Annotated in this window: 17 protein-coding genes; 9 read left to right on the top strand and 8 right to left on the bottom strand. The window is 70.1% G+C overall.

Annotated elements, in window-relative coordinates; translation table 11 throughout:
* The first annotated feature begins 43 nt into the window (after positions 1 to 43).
* Positions 44 to 1,462, top strand: a complete 1,419-nt coding sequence (locus tag AC1DVT_RS04895) for an Nramp family divalent metal transporter (RefSeq protein WP_477386994.1) — start codon at positions 44 to 46, stop codon at positions 1,460 to 1,462.
* 9 nt (positions 1,463 to 1,471) lie between these two features.
* Positions 1,472 to 2,107, top strand: a complete 636-nt coding sequence (locus AC1DVT_RS04890) for a metal-dependent transcriptional regulator (RefSeq protein ID WP_477386992.1) — start codon at positions 1,472 to 1,474, stop codon at positions 2,105 to 2,107.
* A gap of 122 nt (positions 2,108 to 2,229) precedes the next feature.
* On the opposite strand, the gene AC1DVT_RS04885 is transcribed toward AC1DVT_RS04890, so the two are convergent.
* Positions 2,230 to 3,186, bottom strand: a complete 957-nt coding sequence (locus AC1DVT_RS04885; protein WP_477386990.1) for an SDR family NAD(P)-dependent oxidoreductase — start codon at positions 3,184 to 3,186, stop codon at positions 2,230 to 2,232.
* A gap of 40 nt (positions 3,187 to 3,226) precedes the next feature.
* Here AC1DVT_RS04885 and AC1DVT_RS04880 point away from each other — a divergent pair, with 40 nt between their 5' ends.
* The 4 genes from AC1DVT_RS04880 to AC1DVT_RS04865 are packed head-to-tail and all read left to right on the top strand — an operon-like array spanning position 3,227 to position 4,976.
* On the top strand, positions 3,227 to 4,045 hold the full coding sequence (locus AC1DVT_RS04880) for an HAD-IIA family hydrolase (RefSeq protein ID WP_477386988.1): 819 nt from the start codon (positions 3,227 to 3,229) through the stop codon (positions 4,043 to 4,045).
* A complete protein-coding gene (locus AC1DVT_RS04875; RefSeq protein ID WP_477386986.1) occupies positions 4,045 to 4,620 on the top strand; it encodes a YdeI/OmpD-associated family protein in 576 nt (191 codons plus the stop codon). The genes AC1DVT_RS04880 and AC1DVT_RS04875 overlap by 1 nt, the downstream gene beginning before the upstream one ends.
* Positions 4,617 to 4,778: a hypothetical protein gene (locus AC1DVT_RS04870; RefSeq protein WP_477386984.1), complete on the top strand. Its 162-nt coding sequence runs from the start codon at positions 4,617 to 4,619 to the stop codon at positions 4,776 to 4,778. Before AC1DVT_RS04875 ends, AC1DVT_RS04870 begins: the two co-directional genes overlap by 4 nt.
* Positions 4,779 to 4,793: 15 nt before the next feature.
* Positions 4,794 to 4,976, top strand: a complete 183-nt coding sequence (locus AC1DVT_RS04865) for a hypothetical protein (RefSeq protein WP_477386982.1) — start codon at positions 4,794 to 4,796, stop codon at positions 4,974 to 4,976.
* Between the two features lie 12 nt (positions 4,977 to 4,988).
* Here AC1DVT_RS04865 and pyrE read toward each other — a convergent pair whose 3' ends face one another.
* Positions 4,989 to 5,567, bottom strand: coding sequence for an orotate phosphoribosyltransferase (gene pyrE, locus AC1DVT_RS04860; RefSeq protein WP_477386980.1), 579 nt, complete (start codon positions 5,565 to 5,567; stop codon positions 4,989 to 4,991).
* Positions 5,568 to 5,726: 159 nt separating this feature from the next.
* Between pyrE and AC1DVT_RS04855 the strand changes: the two genes are divergently transcribed.
* From AC1DVT_RS04855 to AC1DVT_RS04845, 3 genes are read left to right on the top strand one after another with little or no spacing between them, the layout of a single operon-like run.
* Positions 5,727 to 7,271 carry a Re/Si-specific NAD(P)(+) transhydrogenase subunit alpha gene (locus AC1DVT_RS04855; RefSeq protein ID WP_477386978.1) on the top strand — a complete coding sequence of 515 codons (1,545 nt, stop codon included), beginning with the start codon at positions 5,727 to 5,729 and terminating at the stop codon, positions 7,269 to 7,271.
* Positions 7,268 to 8,710 carry a Re/Si-specific NAD(P)(+) transhydrogenase subunit beta gene (gene pntB / locus AC1DVT_RS04850; protein WP_477386976.1) on the top strand — a complete coding sequence of 481 codons (1,443 nt, stop codon included), beginning with the start codon at positions 7,268 to 7,270 and terminating at the stop codon, positions 8,708 to 8,710. Before AC1DVT_RS04855 ends, pntB begins: the two co-directional genes overlap by 4 nt.
* A 37-nt stretch (positions 8,711 to 8,747) precedes the next feature.
* A complete protein-coding gene (locus AC1DVT_RS04845) occupies positions 8,748 to 9,515 on the top strand; it encodes a phosphotransferase (protein ID WP_477386974.1) in 768 nt (255 codons plus the stop codon).
* Between the two features lie 43 nt (positions 9,516 to 9,558).
* Here the strand turns inward: AC1DVT_RS04845 and AC1DVT_RS04840 are convergent, their stop codons facing one another.
* The 6 genes from AC1DVT_RS04840 to AC1DVT_RS04815 form a co-directional block, all read right to left on the bottom strand.
* Positions 9,559 to 10,833 (bottom strand): sugar ABC transporter permease, encoded by a 1,275-nt coding sequence (locus tag AC1DVT_RS04840; protein WP_477386972.1) that lies wholly within the window; start codon positions 10,831 to 10,833, stop codon positions 9,559 to 9,561.
* Positions 10,830 to 11,621 carry an ATP-binding cassette domain-containing protein gene (locus AC1DVT_RS04835; protein ID WP_457099569.1) on the bottom strand — a complete coding sequence of 264 codons (792 nt, stop codon included), beginning with the start codon at positions 11,619 to 11,621 and terminating at the stop codon, positions 10,830 to 10,832. Before AC1DVT_RS04835 ends, AC1DVT_RS04840 begins: the two co-directional genes overlap by 4 nt.
* Before the next feature lie 84 nt (positions 11,622 to 11,705).
* Complete coding sequence (locus tag AC1DVT_RS04830; RefSeq protein WP_477386970.1) at positions 11,706 to 12,662, bottom strand: sugar ABC transporter substrate-binding protein; 957 nt, start codon at positions 12,660 to 12,662, stop codon at positions 11,706 to 11,708.
* A gap of 322 nt (positions 12,663 to 12,984) precedes the next feature.
* The gene (locus AC1DVT_RS04825; protein ID WP_477387020.1) at positions 12,985 to 14,181 is read right to left on the bottom strand and encodes a sugar ABC transporter permease; all 1,197 of its coding nucleotides are present in this window, start codon (positions 14,179 to 14,181) and stop codon (positions 12,985 to 12,987) included.
* 59 nt (positions 14,182 to 14,240) lie between these two features.
* Complete coding sequence (locus AC1DVT_RS04820; protein WP_477386968.1) at positions 14,241 to 15,113, bottom strand: ATP-binding cassette domain-containing protein; 873 nt, start codon at positions 15,111 to 15,113, stop codon at positions 14,241 to 14,243.
* 4 nt (positions 15,114 to 15,117) lie between these two features.
* On the bottom strand, positions 15,118 to 16,257 hold a 1,140-nt coding region (locus tag AC1DVT_RS04815; protein ID WP_477386966.1), incomplete at its 5' end, for a sugar ABC transporter substrate-binding protein.

Raw genomic sequence — 16,257 nt, 5'->3', positions numbered from 1 at the left:
GTAGAAGCTTCCCGCACCCCCGACTCTGCGCTAGGTTTTCGGTATGCCGAAAAGTCTCGAGGCGACGGCGCCCCGATCTGCACCGCCTGAGGGGCGCGACGAAGCGCGCGCCCGCCGCGCGACCCGGCGGCTGTCGTTCCCCCGCCTCGCGTGGCTGATCGGTCCAGCCCTGGTCGCCGGCGTCGCGTATCTCGACCCGGGCAACGTCGCCAGCAACATGACCGCGGGCGCCGTGTACGGCTACCTCCTGGTCTGGGTCGTCGTGCTCGGCAACGTGATGGCCTGGCTCATCCAGTACCTCTCCGCCAAGCTCGGGATCGTCACCGGGCGCAGCCTCCCCGAGACCCTGGGCGACCGCATCCGCAGTCGGTGGGGCCGACGCGCGTTCTGGCTGCAGGCCGAGCTCGTCGCGATGGCGACCGATATCGCCGAGGTGATCGGCGGAGCGGTCGCGCTCAACCTGCTGTTCCAGCTGCCCCTGCTGTGGGGTGGAGTGATCACCGGCACGGTCTCGCTCGCGCTGCTGCTCCTGCAGTCCAGGCGCGGCCCGCGCACCTTCGAGTTCGTGATCATCGGACTGCTCGTGATCATCTCGGTCGGCTTCACGTTCGGGGTCATCATCGCGCCGCCCGAGGCCGGCTCGGTCGTCGGCGGCCTGGTGCCGCGCTTCGACGGTGCGGGTTCGGTGCTGCTCGCGGCATCCATCCTCGGCGCCACGATCATGCCGCACGCGATCTACGCACACTCGGCGCTGGCGCGCGACCGGTTCGCCCCCAGCCGCATGGCCGCAGCATTCGCCCCGACCGCGACAGCCGAAGTCGCGACCGCGCCCGCCGCCGCCGCGAAGCTCCACCCGCACGATTCGGATGCCGCGCCCCGGCCCGACCTCGCGCAGCTGCGCGGAATCAGCACGAAGCGGCTCCTGCGTGCGACGCGATGGGATGTGTCGATCGCGATGATCATCGCCGGCACCGTGAACCTCTGCATCCTGCTGCTCGCCGCCGCGAACCTCGCGGGTGTGCCGGGCACCGACTCGCTCGAGGGGGCGTACGCCGCTCTCCGCGACGGCATCGGGCCGGTGGTGGCCACCCTCTTCGCCGTCGGCCTGCTCGCGAGCGGCCTCGCCTCGACGTCGGTGGGCGCCTACGCGGGTGCCGAGATCATGCACGGCCTGCTGCACATCCGGGTGCCGCTGCTCGCGCGGCGGCTCGTCACACTGATCCCCGCGCTCATCATCCTGGCGATCGGCGTCGACCCCACGCTCGCCCTCGTCCTGAGCCAAGTGGTGCTCTCCTTCGGCATCCCCTTCGCCCTCATCCCGCTCGTCGCGCTCACCGCGAAAGCCGAGGTGCTCGGGCCGTTCCGCAACCGCAAGCTGACGACGGCGGCCGGGATCGCGGCATCCGTCTTCCTGATCGCGCTCAACGGCACCCTCCTCTGGCTGATCCTCAGCGGCGGGTAGCCTGTCAGCGTGCCGTCCCCCGCCATCGACGACTACCTCAAGACGATCTACCACCACACCGAGTGGCAGGACGATCGCATCACGCCGTCACGGCTGGCGCTCGAGCTCGGGCTCGCGCCGTCGAGCGTCACCGAGATGGTGCAGAAGCTCGCCGCGCAGGGTCTCGTCACGCACCGGCCGTACGGCCCGATCGAGCTGAGCCCCGAGGGTGAACGCCGCGCCGCCGCGATCATCCGCCGGCATCGCCTCGTCGAGACCTGGCTGGTGCGCGAGTTCGGCTACGGCTGGGACGAGGTGCACGACGAGGCCGAGGTGCTCGAGCACGCTCTGAGCGACCGCCTGCTCGAGCGCATCGACGAGCGGCTGGGCCGCCCGACGCATGATCCGCACGGCGATGCGATTCCGGATGCCGCGGGCCACGTGCACCGCGAGCCGTTCGTGCTGCTCGGCGCCGCCGCGGCGGGCCATGCCGGTCGGGTGCTGCGGGTGAGCGACCGCGATCCGGAGCTGCTGCGCGCCGTCGAGGCCGCCGGGGTGACCGTCGGCGCCGCTGTGACGGTGACGGATGCCGAGACCCTCCGCGTCGGCGAGGCAGCGGTGTCACTGCCTCCGGAGGCGGCGACCGCCGTGTGGCTCACGGCCTGACCGAGCTGCCGCATCCGGTCCGCTTCCCTCACGCTGCCCGAACCGCCACACGCGCCCGAGCGAACAGGCAGCGGATACCGGTTTCGACAGCGCGAACCCGCGCGGGGCGAGGAGAGTCCCGCTCAGCGCCGGGCTGCCGCAGCGAAGGGCCAGCGCACTCCGGTCGCGTCCTCGCACACCCGCCAGAGGCGGGTCGCGATCTCCTCGCTGCGCACGATCTTGGACGGCTTCGCGACCTTGGGTGTCCCCCGGGCCACGAAGCGCGGCCCGATGAACGCGCCGCCCTCGACCTCGGGGTCGGCCAGCGCCCGGACGAGCGGCCAGGCGCCGCGCTCCTTCGACTGGGCGATCAGGGCCTGCAGGTTGTCGGCGAACCGCGTGACCTTCGTCGGCTCGTTCACGCCGACGATCCCGGCCGTGCGCCCGCTGATGGCGTAGCCGGGGTGCGCCACGACGCTGGAGACCGGCACGGCGGCGGCTCGCAGGCGCCGGTCTGCCTCGAACCCGAGCACGCTCGTGGCGACCTTCGACTGCACGTACGCCCGCCACCCCGAGTAGTTGTCAATCAGCTGCGGGTCGATCGGGTCGTAGGGCGACAGCGAGGTCGACATGCTGCCGAGCCACACGATGCGACCGGATGCCGCGGCCAGCGTCGTCAGCAGCTCTCCGGCGAGCGCGTAGTGGCCGAGGGCGTTCGTCGCGAAGACGATCTCGTGACCGTCGGCCGTGGTCTCGCGCTCCTTCGGTGGGTGGACGATGCCGGCGTTGAGGAGGAGGCCGTCCAGGCCCCCCATGGTCCGGGCGGTCGCGGCGGCGGCCCGCACCGAGCCGAAGTTGCTGGTGTCGAGCAGCAGGGTCTGGACGCGACCGTCGGCCGCGGCATCCGGAACCCGTCGATTGACGGCGGCGCGAGCGGCGGCCAGCCGGTTGGGGCTGCGGCCCGTCATGATCACGGTCGCGCCCGCGGCGGCGAGCTGCTCTGCGGAGAAGTAGCCCAGTCCCGCGTTCGACCCGGTGATGAGGAATCGCCGTTCGTGCAGGTCGGGGAGGTGCTGGGGATCCCAGTCGGGGCGGGCCACGATTCGAGGCTAGGCCACGGCGCCCGGATAGGCTGGCCCCATGCGGACACGCGCCGAGATCGAGTGCTGGCTCACCGACATGGACGGCGTTCTCGTCCACGAGAATCGACCCATTCCGGGTGCCGCGGAGCTGCTCGCGCAGTGGCGCGACGAGGGCACGCCCTTCCTCGTGCTGACCAACAACCCGATCTTCACGCCGCGGGATCTGAGCGCCCGGCTTCGGCATTCCGGGCTCGACGTGCCCGAGGAGCGGATCTGGACCTCGGCCCTCGCGACCGCCGACTTCCTGCGGTCTCAGCTGCCCGGGGGCACGGCGTTCGTGATCGGCGAGGCCGGTCTCACGACCGCGCTGCACGAGGCCGGCTACATCATGACCGAGTCGCAGCCCGACTACGTCGTGGTGGGCGAGACCCGGCAGTACTCGTTCGAGGCGATCACCAAGGCGATCCGCTTCATCAACGCCGGTGCGCGCTTCATCGTCACCAACCCCGACGCGACCGGTCCGACCCCGCACGGCATCGTCCCGGCCACCGGGTCGTTCGCGGCCCTCATCACGAAGGCCACCGGCAAGGATCCGTACGTGGTCGGCAAGCCGAACCCGATGATGTTCCGCTCGGCGCTCAACCGCATCGGAGCGCACTCCGAGACGACCGGCATGATCGGCGACCGGATGGACACCGACGTCGTCGCGGGCATCGAGGCAGGGCTGCACACGATCCTCGTGCTCACCGGCATCAGCGACCGTGCCGAGATGGAGCGCTACCCGTTCCGCCCCGACGAGATCCTGGACTCCGTCGCCGACCTGCTCGCGCCGGAGCCCGTCGAGACCGACCTGCCGGATCTGCCCGAGGGTCTCTAGTGGGAGCACTCGAAGAGGGCGAACGGGTCGTGGCGACGGACGCCGCGACCTGGCGCGCCTGGCTCGAGGCGAACCACGCCCGCTCCAAGGGCGCGTGGCTCGTCCGGCCCCGACCGGGGTCGGGCCTCGAGCTCGTCGACTACGAGGACGCGATCCGCCACGCGCTCTGCTTCGGCTGGATCGACGGCCCGGTGCGCTCGTTCGATGAGCAGATCGGCGGCCTGTGGTTCTCGCCGCGGCGGCCGTCGAGCGGCTGGGCTGCCACCAACAAGGCGCGGCTCATCGAGCTCGAGGCGGCCGGCCTCATGACCCCCGCCGGCCTCCGCGCGGTCGCGCAGGCGAAGGCGAACGGCTCCTGGACGATCCTCGACAACGCCGAGGCGATGATCGAGCCGGCCGACCTCGCGTCTGCGCTGGATGCGGATGCCGCGGCCCGCGCCAACTGGAGCGCCTTCCCGCCGTCGAGTCGCAAGTTCGGCATCGCCGCGGTCGACTCGGCCCGGCGCCCCGACACGAGGGCCGCCCGGATCGCGAAGGTCGTCGCCGACGCCGCCGCGGGGAAGCGCCCGACGTGACCGGCGAGCTGATGCTCCTCTACGGCGTGACGATCCTGATCCTCGTCGGCACGCTGATCGTGTGGGTCGCCCAGTACCGCCGCATGTACGGTCGGAAGACGCGCGACACCAGCGATCCCCCGACGGATCTGGACGTCCCTGACAAGCGCGACCACTGATCGGAGCAGCCCCGCATGGCCCTCGCCATCGTCATCCTCGCCCTCGGCTGCCTCATCGCCGCGGCCTACCTCTGGCAGCGCAGCAAGAAGTTCGGCGACGACGGAATCAATCACCGCGGCACCCGCATCGCGATCGTCGTGCTGACGGTCGTCGGAGTCCTGCTCGCGCTCGCGTCTCAGACGTTCTTCAGGGCCTGAGCGACCGGACGGCTACTGCGGCGCGAGCCCTAGGTCGTCCAGGTCGATCGCGAACAGCCACTGCAGCCCGGCGGCCTCGACCGCGGCCTGGGCTCCGGTTTTGCGGTCCACGATCACGGCGACCGCGACGGGTTCGGCGCCTTCGCGCCGCAGCGCCTCGACGGCCTTGAGCGCGGACTGACCGGTGGTCGAGGTGTCCTCGAGGACGATGACGCGCTTGCCCGCGACATCCGCCCCTTCCACCTGACGACCGCGGCCGTGGTCCTTCGGCTCCTTGCGCACCACGAACGCGTCGAGGGGGCTGTCGGTGCGTGCGGACTCGTGCATGACCGCGTTCGCGATCGGGTCGGCGCCGAGGGTGAGACCGCCGACGGCGACGATGCCGTCGACCTCGCGGATCAGGTCGAGCATGATCCGGCCGATCGCCGGGGCGGCGCGGTGGTCGAGCGTGAGCTTGCGCATGTCGACGTAGTAGGTGGCCTTCTTGCCGCTCGAGAGCGTGAAGTCGCCGTGGAACACGGCCTCGGCCTTGATGAGGTCGATGAGGGCCAGCCGGTCGGATTCGATGGCGGATGTCGAGGCAGCGGTCATGCGCACGAGTCTATGAGGCCCACCCGGCGGCGCCGACTTCCCGATCGACACCGGCATCCGCCGACGGCACCCCTGAGCAAATAGAGTCGACACGGCACATCCAGTGGCGGCGGTCGCCGGCGAACTCGCTCCGATCCGGCACTGAGCAGGGAGCGGAGCATGACGCGCATCGGAATCGTCGCGGAGCGGCCAGGTGAGGCGCGGGTCGCGGGTACGCCGGCCACGGTCGCGAAGCTCCGCGCGCTCGGCTACGAGATCGTGGTCGAGACGGGCGCGGGTACGGCATCCGCCTTCCCCGACTCCGCGTTCGCCGAGGCGGGCGCGCTCGTCGTCGCCCGCGCCGAGGCGTGGCGCGCCGACGTCGTGCTGAAGGTCGATCCCCCGACACCGGGCGAGGTCGCGCTCCTCGCCGATGGCGCCACCCTGATCGCGCTGCTGAGCCCCGCGCTCCGCCCCGACGTGCGGGAGTCGCTCGCCGGCCGCGGCCTCACCGCGCTCGCCCTCGATGCGGTGCCGCGCATCTCGCGCGCTCAGTCGATGGACGTGCTCAGCTCCATGGCGAACATCTCCGGCTACCGGGCGGTCATCGAGGCGGCGCACGAGTTCGGCCGCTTCTTCACCGGGCAGGTCACCGCCGCGGGCAAGGTGCCCCCGGCCAAAGTGCTCGTCGCCGGCGCCGGCGTCGCCGGCCTCGCTGCGATCGGGGCGGCCTCGAGCCTCGGCGCGATCGTGCGCGCGACCGATCCGCGCCCCGAAGTCGCCGACCAGGTGCGCTCGATCGGGGGCGAGTACCTCCCGGTCGAGGTCGCCGAGGCGATGGAGTCCTCCGACGGCTATGCGAAAGCCACGAGCGCGGCCTACGACCGGCGGGCCGCGGAGCTCTACTCCGAGCAGGCCCGAGACGTCGACATCATCATCACGACGGCCCTGATCCCCGGGCGGGCGGCGCCCCGCCTGATCACGGCGGAGGATGTCGCGGCCATGAAGCCCGGCAGCGTCATCGTCGACATGGCCGCGGGCCAGGGCGGGAACGTCGACGGATCGGTGGCGGGCCAGCGCGTCGTGACCGAGAACGGCGTCGTCATCCTCGGCTACACGGACCTCGCCGGGCGCCTCCCGACTCAGGCGTCGCAGCTCTACGGCACCAACCTCGTCAACCTCGTGAAGCTCCTCACCCCCGGCAAGGACGGCCGGCTCGTCCTCGACTTCGACGACGTCGTGCAGCGCTCCATCACGGTCGTCCGGGACGGCGAATCGACCTGGCCGCCGCCCCCGGTGCAGGTGTCGGCGGCGCCGGTGCAGCCGGCCGCTGCCGCGGCATCCGCTCCTCCGCCCGCGAAGCGGACCATGTCGCCCGCGCGACGGAGCGGACTCGTCGTCGCCGGCATCGCCGCGCTGTTCGCGGTGTGCGCCTTCGCACCCCCGCCGCTGCCGCAGCACTTCCTCGTGCTGATGCTGTCCGTCGTCGTCGGGTTCTACGTCATCGGCAAGGTGCACCACGCCCTGCACACCCCGCTGATGAGCGTCACGAACGCGATCTCGGGCATCATCATCGTCGGCGCGATGCTGCAGCTCGCCTCGCCGCTCCTCGTCGTGCAGGTGCTCGCCGCGATCGCGGTGCTGCTGGCGAGCATCAACGTCTTCGGCGGCTTCGCGGTCACCCGGCGAATGCTCGCGATGTTCCAGAAGGACGGCAGCCGATGATCGCGGCAGGCGCTTCCGCCGAGTACGTCGCGGTTCCGACGATCGCGGCATCCGTCGCGGGCGCCGCGTACATCGTCGCGGCGCTGCTGTTCATCCTCGCGCTCGCGGGCCTGAGCAAACACGACACCTCGCGCCGCGGCGTGAGCTACGGCATCGCAGGCATGACGATCGCACTGCTCGCCACGGCGTGGCTCACGGTCGAGGACCTGTGGGGGCAGCCGCAGGCGACGACCGGGCTGCTGCTGCTCGTGGTGGCGGTCGTCGTCGGCGGCGCGATCGGACTGTGGCGCGCACGGCGCGTCGAGATGACCGGGATGCCGCAGCTCATCGCCCTCTTCCACAGCTTCGTGGGCCTCGCGGCTGTGCTGGTCGGGTGGAACGGCGCCTTCTCGATCGCCGAGGTCGCGCCCGATCTCGTCGGCATCCACCACGCCGAGGTCTTCATCGGGGTCTTCATCGGCGCCGTCACGTTCACCGGGTCGATCGTCGCGTACCTGAAGCTCTCCGGGCGTGCGTCGTCGAAGCCCCTCATGCTGCCGGGCAAGAACATCCTCAACATCGGCGCCCTCGTCGCATTCGTGGCGCTCACGGTCTGGTACGTGATCACCCCCGACCTGTGGCTGCTGATCGCGGTGACACTGCTCGCGCTCGCGCTCGGCTGGCACCTCGTCGCCTCGATCGGCGGCGGGGACATGCCGGTCGTGGTCTCGATGCTCAACAGCTACTCGGGCTGGGCGGCCGCCGCGGCGGGCTTCCTGCTGAACAACGACCTGCTCATCGTGACCGGCGCGCTCGTCGGCTCATCGGGTGCGTACCTGAGCTACATCATGTGCAAGGCCATGAACCGGTCGTTCCTGTCGGTGATCGCCGGCGGCTTCGGCATCGAGGCGCCCCGCGCCGATGACGCCGAGCAGGGGGAGCACCGCGAGATCGACCCGCAGGGCGTCGCGGAGCTGCTGGCTGCGGCATCCCGCGTCATCATCACCCCCGGCTACGGCATGGCCGTCGCGCAGGCGCAGTACCCGGTCGCCGAGCTCACCCATCGCCTCCGTGAGCGCGGCGTCGACGTGCGGTTCGGCATCCATCCCGTCGCAGGCCGCCTGCCCGGCCACATGAACGTGCTCCTCGCCGAGGCGAAGGTGCCCTATGACATCGTCCTCGAGCTCGACGAGATCAACGACGACTTCGCACGCACGGACGTCGTGCTCGTGATCGGCGCGAACGACACCGTGAACCCGGCCGCGATGGACGACCCCTCGAGCCCGATCGCCGGGATGCCGGTGCTGCGGGTGTGGGACGCCGACTCGGTCGTCGTGTTCAAGCGGTCGATGGCGTCGGGCTACGCCGGCGTCGCGAACCCGCTGTTCTTCCGCGAGAACACCCAGATGCTGTTCGGCGACGCCAAGGACCGGGTCGAGGACATCCTGCGCGAGCTCTGACACACGCGCGCAACACCGAGTCGGTACGGTCGGAGGCATGACCTCCCGCACGTACCTCCCCGGCGGCTCCGGGGGAGTCTGGTACGAGAAGGACGCCGTGTTCGGGCGCATCGTGCATCGTCCGACCGGTCCGTGGACGAGCGCGGTGCACGAGTACCTCCGGTTCCTCCACCAGGCTTCGGTGGCGGGCGTGCCGGAGGTCATCGGCATCGACTCCCGCGGCGATGAGATGGTGGCGTTCGTGGCGGGGCGCACGCTGGTACCCGACGATGAGGAGCCGTCGGCGGCGCTGCTCGAAGGCGCCGCGACCTGGCTTCGCCGCTTCCACGACGCCGCGTCCGGGTTCCATCCGGACGGTCCGCGGGTGTGGCGCCAGAGCTCCTCGAACCTCGCGCCGGGTCAGATCATCTGCCACAACGATCCGGGCACCTACAACTGGGTCGTCGACGGCGACACGTTCGTCGGACTCATCGACTGGGATCAGGCCGGGCCCGGAGATCCCCTCGACGATCTCGCCTTCCTCTGCTGGACCGCGATTCCGCTCTTCCGCCCCATTGCGGCGAAGGATGCCGCTCACCGCGTGGCGATCGTCGCCCGCGCCTATGGCGGGGTCGCGGCATCCTCCCTGCTCGACGCCGTGGCCGACCGCATGACCAGGGCATCGGAGCGCATCGCGGCGGGCATCGAGCGCGGCGACCCTGGCATGATCTCGCTCCAGGCACACGGAGAGCCCGCACGGACCCAGGAGCGGGTCGAGGGTTTCCTCGACCGGCTTCCCGCGATCCGCGCGGGCTTCCTCAGCTAGGCGACGGGTGCCCCGGCCGATCTTCGGCCGGGGTCCGGCGCGATCAGGTTCGGGCGCCGCCGCCGGACCGCACGCGCGATACGGCATCAACGGTCGCGGCGAGGATCAGCACGCCGCCGGTGACCATCAGGTTGATGCCGGACGTCAGCCCGAGCAGGCCGAGGCCGTTCGTGATGACGGCGATCACCAGCGCGCCGATCGCCGCGTGGATCAGACGTCCGCGCCCGCCGAAGAGGCTGACACCGCCGACGACCGCCGCGGCCACACCGCTCAGGACGATGTCGCGCCCGACGCTCGCGTCCACCGAGCCGACGCGCGTGATGCTGAACAGCGCCGCCACCACCGCGAGCGAGGAGCAGATGACGAACGCCCACCACTTGATCCACCGCACCTTGATGCCTGCGCGGCGCGCGGCCTCGGCGTTGCCGCCGATGGCGTAGATGTAGCGGCCGAACTTCGTGCGGTCCAGCACGAAGGTGCCGATCCAGAGGATGATGAGCGTCACCGGGATGATGTTGGGCACACCCTGGACCACGTTGATCGACTGTCCGCGATCGAGGTTGAGGAAGTAGACCACGACGCCGCCCAGCACGGCGATGACGCCGAGTTTGATCCACACCAGCGACAGCGGACGGTTCGGAACACCCGCGCGCGTGCGGCGGGTCCGGTCCCAGAACGACGTGGCGGCCGAGATCGCGAGCATGATCGCCAGCATCACCCAGCCGCCCCATACCGGCAGGTTGCCGTTCTGCAGCGCCCGCAGCTCGGGCACGTCGAGCCGGTACAGGCCGCCTTCTCCGATGATGAGCAGCGCCAGGCCCTGCAGACCGAGGAACAGCCCCAGGGTCACGACGAACGAGGGGATGCCCACTCGGGCGACGAAGAACCCGATGAGGCCGCCGATCGCGATGCCGAAGAGGAAGCCGGCCAGCAGCGCGAGCGGCCACGGTACGCCGTTGGCGTTGAGGACCACGAAGATCGCCATCGCATTGCCGCCCGTGACACCGGCCGACAGGTCGATCTCGCCGAGCAGCAGCACGAAGACGAGAGCCATGCCGAGCATGACGAGCGGCGCCGCCTGATTGAACAGGTTGGCGAAGTTGCGCTCGGTGAAGAAGAAGCCGCTGAGCAGACCGAACAGCAGGCAGAGCACGACGAGTCCGCCGACCGCCGGCAGCGCGCCCATCTCGCCGCCGCGCACGCCCTGCCACCACGCCTTGACCTGGTCGCCGAGTCCGCCCTCGTGTCCGCTGCCGATCAGGTCGCTCGATGCCGGCGCCGGCTCAGGGGGCGTCTGGGTGCTGGTCGGGGCGCTCATACGATCTCTCCTTCGGTGCCGATCGTGGATGTCTCCAGCAGCGTGATGCCGCCCTGGGTCTTCGTACCCGTGATGTACCCCACGATGTCGTCGCGGTTGGTGTCCTTGGTCTCGAGCTGGGCGACCAACTGCCCGAGGTAGAGCACGGCGATGTCGTCGGCGACCTCGAACACGTCGACGAGGTTGTGGCTGATCAGCACCACGGCCACGCCCTGCTCGCTGAGCCGCCGGACGAGGTTGAGCACCTGCTCGGTCTGGGCGACGCCGAGTGCGGCGGTCGGCTCGTCGAGGATGACGACGCGCGCCTTCTTCAGCACCGCGCGGGCGATCGCGACGGTCTGGCGCTGACCACCGGACAGGCTCGAGACCTTCTGCCGCACCGACTTCACGGTGCGCACGGAGAGCGAACGGAGGGTGTCGGATGCCTCCTTCTCCATGCGCCCTTCGTCGAACGTGCCGGTCGAGGTCTCTTCGCGGCCGAGGAACATGTTCTGGACGATGTCGAGGTTGTCGCAGAGCGCCAGGTCCTGGTAGACGACCTCGATGCCGAGGGAGCCGGCCTCTCGGGGCGAGTGGAGGTCGCGGTGGGTGCCGTCGACCAGCACTTCGCCTGAGTCGTAGGGCTGCACTCCAGCGAGGCCCTTGATGAGGGTGGACTTCCCCGCGCCGTTGTCACCCACAAGGGCGGTCACCCGGCCGGGGTAGACCTTGAGGTCGATTCCTTTGAGGACGCTGACGGGGCCGAACGACTTCTTCACGCCCACGAGTTCGATGATGGGTTCTGGCATGCTCGCTTCCTTGCGAATCCGATGCGGGTCGCACACGGGGGCGCCGCGCCTCAGTCGACGCGACGCCCCCGATGCGATTGGCGCTTACTGTACGCCGTACTCCGTGCACTTGTCGGCGACGTTCACGCCTTCGATCGTGCCGGTGCAGAGCGTGGCCACGTCGGCGTCGCCTGCGGCGACGACGTCCTTGACCTGGTCCGGGCCGACGAGGATCGGGGTGACCTGGATGTACGGCGTGCCGTCCTCCAGCTTGGCGCCGGCCGTGGGCTTGTCGCCCTTCAGCAGAGCGACCGCGGTCTCGACAGCGGCGTCAGCCTCGTCCTTGACCGGCTTGTAGACCGTGGCGGTCTGCCATCCGGTGAGGATGAACTGCAGCGCGGCGAGCTGGGCGTCCTGACCCGAGATCGGCACACCGGTCAGCTTGTTCTTCTGCAGGATCGAGATGACACCGGCTGCGTTCGCGTCGTTGGCCGACCAGACCGCGTCCACCTTGCCGCCGTTGGCCGTGAGGGCCTGCTCGAAGTTGGTTGCGGACTTCTCCTGGTCCCAGATCCCCGGGGGCTCCTGGGCCGGCTTGACGATACCGGCGGCCTCCATGGCCTTGACGGCACCCTCCTTGAACATCGCGGCATTGCCGTCGGTCGGGTCGCCGCCCATGTAGAACACCGCAGCCGTGGCCGGGTCCTTGCCGGCGGCCTTGAGGCCGTCCACGACGGTCTGGCCCTCGAGCTCGCCCACCTTCACGTTGTCGAACGACACGTAGTAGTCGGCACCCGCGAGCGGGCGGTCGTAGGCGATGACGGGGATGCCCTCGGCCTTGGCCTTGTCGACGACGCCGAGAGCAGCGCCCTTGTAGTCGACGAGCAGCATGACGCCGCAGCCCTTGGTGAGCTGCTGGTCGGCGATCGTCGCGTACTTGTCCTTGTCGCCCTGGGCGTTCTGGACGTCCGCCTCGAAGCCGGCGGCCTCCAGCCCCTCCTGGAGGTACTTGCGGTCGAGGTCTTCCCAGCGGTTGGAGGACGCCGAGTCGGGCAGGATCACGCATGCGCGACCCGCGTCAGCGGCACCGCTTTCGCTGGGCGTGCCACCGCCGGAGCTGGAACATCCAGCCAGCAGAACCACTGCAGCACTCGCAAGTGCGGCAGTGGCGAGAAGTGATGACTTCCTCATCATTCGCCTTTCGTCATTCGTCATTGAATTTCGCGAGGCGCCGCCTCACGGGCTTTCGGGCCTGAAGCGATCATCCTCACGTTCACGTCTTGGCGTCAAGACATGAACGTAACGCTTTGGCAACGGCGTCTCTGGGTTCGCCCAGTGAATGCACCGGTCGGGGCGCTCGACCGTGCCCGAGGCGGGCGACCGCTCAGGCGCGACCGGTTGCGGCCCGCGTGCGTCGCGAGATGGAGTCGACGATGACCGCCAGGACGAGCACCACTCCGGTGATCATGAACCGCACCGACGAGTCGAGGCTGAGCAGCGTCAGCCCGGAGGAGATGGACTGGATGACGATGATCCCGAGGAGTGCGGAGAAGGCCGTGCCGCGGCCGCCGAACAGGCTGGCACCGCCGATCACCGCCGCCGCGATCGCGTTCAGATTCGTGTCCCCGCCGCCCGAACTCTGGTTTGCGGCGGCCAGGCGCGACGCCGCGAGGATGCCGCCGACGGCCGCGAGGCTCGAGCACAGCATGAACACCGAGAGGTAGATGCGGTCGACGCGGATGCCGGCGCGCCGGGCGGCCTCGACCGAGCCGCCGACCGCGTACACCGCCCGACCCCACCGGGTGCGGGTGAGGACGAGATGCATGACCACGACGAGGCAGAGGAAGAGCACGAACATCAGCCCCACGCCGCGCGAGAGGTTGAGGTACCACGCGGAGGCGACGAGGAACACCAGGAGCCCGGCACTGCGCAGCCCGATCTCGAGGTAGGTCTGGCTCACCAGATTGGCCGCCATCCGCCGGCGCGCCCGCCGGGTGAGCGACAGGGCATAGGCGCCGACGGCGAGCACCGCGACGACGTAGGAAGCCCAGGCCGGCAGCACCATCTGCTGGGCGAACTGCACGAACCACGAGTCGAAGGGGATGTTGATCGAGCCCGTGCCGCCCAGGACCCACAGCTGCAGGCCGAGGAATCCGAGCAGTCCGGCGAGCGTGACGATGAAGCTGGGGAGCCCGAACCGCGTGTAGAGGAATCCGTAGACGACCCCCACGAGCATGCCCGCGACGATCGCCGCCACGAGGGCGAGGATCGCGTTCCACTGCAGCTGCACGAACGTCACGGCGAGGATCGCCGCGGCCAGCCCCGAGACGGATCCCACCGACAGATCGATCTCGCCGACCAGCAGCACGACCACGATCCCGAGCGCGATCGTGCCGATCGCGGCGCACTGCATCGTGAGGTTCCACAGGTTCGTGCTGGAGAGGAACACCGGATTGAGCGCCTGGAAGACGGTCCAGATCACGAGGAGACCGGCGATGACCGGCAGGGATCCGAGGTCGCCTCCTCGGATCCGTTCGATCAGAGCGGCGATGGCGCGACGGACGGCGCCGGGTGACAGCAGCCGCTCCTCCTCGGCGGGATGCTCGTAGCCGGGCGCCGCGCGATCGTCGCGCACCCCGCTCACTGCTCGCTCCCCTGCGCGCGTCCGGGCCGGCGGGGGGTTCCGTTCGAGGGCATCCGGATGATCTTGCCCTCGCCCGTCTTGGGTGCGCCGGGCACCTTCGGCGACACCCTCGCGCCGCTCGCCCCGGTGATCGCCGAGACCAGCGTCTCGCTCGTCACCTCGACGGCGTTGAACTCGCCGTTGTTGCGACCGAGGCGCAGCACGACCACTCGGTCGGCCACGGCCAGGACGTCGGCCATGCTGTGGCTGATCAGCACCACGCCGTGCCCCCGCTCGCGCAGCCGCACGATGAGGTTCAGCACCTCGGCCGTCTGGGCCACCCCGAGGGCGGCGGTGGGCTCGTCGAGGATCACGATGCGCGGCTCGCCGATGAGCGATCGCGCGATCGCGACAGTCTGCCGCTGCCCGCCGGACAGCGCCGCCACGGGAATGCGCACCGAGGGGATCTTCGCGGAGAGCTCCCGCAGCAGCGTCCACGTGCGCTGCTCCATCTCGACCTCGTCGAGGCCGCCGCTGGTCGTCAGCTCGCGGCCGAGCCACAGGTTGCCGACGACGTCCAGGTTGTCGCAGAGTGCGAGGTCTTGGAAGATCGTCTCGATTCCGAGCTCCTGGGAATCGGCCGGGCTCGAGATGTCGACGACCTCGCCGTCGAACTCGATCGTGCCGTCGTCCGGAGGATGGACGCCGGCGAGGATCTTCACGAGCGTCGACTTGCCGGCGCCGTTGTCGCCGATCAGGGCGACGACCTCGCCCTCGTTGACCCAGAAGTCGACGTCGGTGAGCGCCTTGACGGCACCGAAGTGCTTGCCGATCCCGCGCATCGTGAGCACCCGCGACCGCGCGGGGGGAGAGGTGATCGGGGTGGACATCGTGCTACAGGATGCCAGCCGCAGCGCATGCCGCGGCGTATTCGGGGGTGCAGATGTCGTCGATCGTCCAGAACCCGTCCTCGACCACGGTCTCGAGGATGTTGTCGATCGTCACCGCGACCGGCTGGAGGAGGGTCGTGGGCGTTCCGTCGGTCTCCATCGGCGCCGTCACCGTTCCGCCGCGCAGCAGGGTCACCGCGACGTTGGCGGCCAGCTCGGCCTGCGGCTTGATCGCCTTGTACACGGTCATGTACTGGTCCCCCGTGACGATCCGCTGCAGCGCCGAGAGCTCGGCATCCTGTCCCGTCACGATCGGCAGCGGATCCACGGCGGCCGCCTTCAGCGCCGAGACGGCGCCGCTGGCCGTCCCGTCGTTGGCGGCGTACACCCCCGCGATGTCGTCGCCGAACTGGGAGATCTGCCCGGCGACCCACTCCTGCGCCTTGTCGGGGCTCCAGTCGGGCGTGTCGTATGCCGCGAGCACGTGCAGCCCGCTCTGGGCCAAGACCTCTTCCGCGCCGTCGCGGAAGAGGGCGGAGTTGCTGTCGGTCGGGGATCCATTGATCATCAGGATGCCGCCGCCCGATGAACCAGCGGCGTCAAGGGCGTCGACGAGCGCGGTCGCCTGCAGCTCGCCCACCTTCTCGCCGTCGAAGGACACGTAGTAGGCCAGGTCGCCGCCGGCGATCAGCCGGTCGTACGACACGACCGGGACGCCCTGGGCCTTCGCCTGCGCGACGATGCTCGCGGCGGCCTTCCCGTCGACGGGATCGAGGACGAGGACTCCGGCGCCGGCGGCAAGCGCCGATTCCGCCTGCTGCTGCTGCTTGGCGGCATCCTGATCCGCGTTGGAGTACAGCACCTGGAAGTCGCCGAGTTCGGCGACCCGCGCCTCGAAGAACGGCCGGTCGAAGGTCTCGTAGCGCGCCGTCTTCGCGTCGGGCAGCAGCAGCGCGATCTTTCCCTCTTCCCCACCCGACGCCTGCGGCATGCACGCCGTGAGTGCGGTCATCGCGAGCACGAGGACACCGAATGCCGCCGCGGCGGCGGACAGCTTCGGTCCGAGTCGCCGTGACCGCGGCATCGGGTCGTGCCGATTCACGCTGAGACGGCGATGATGTCGGCGTCGACCGTCACGTGGTCC

The sequence above is a fragment of the Microbacterium sp. P2_F9 genome, assembly GCF_056403635.1.
This window is presented reverse-complemented; position numbering and strand designations above follow the sequence as displayed.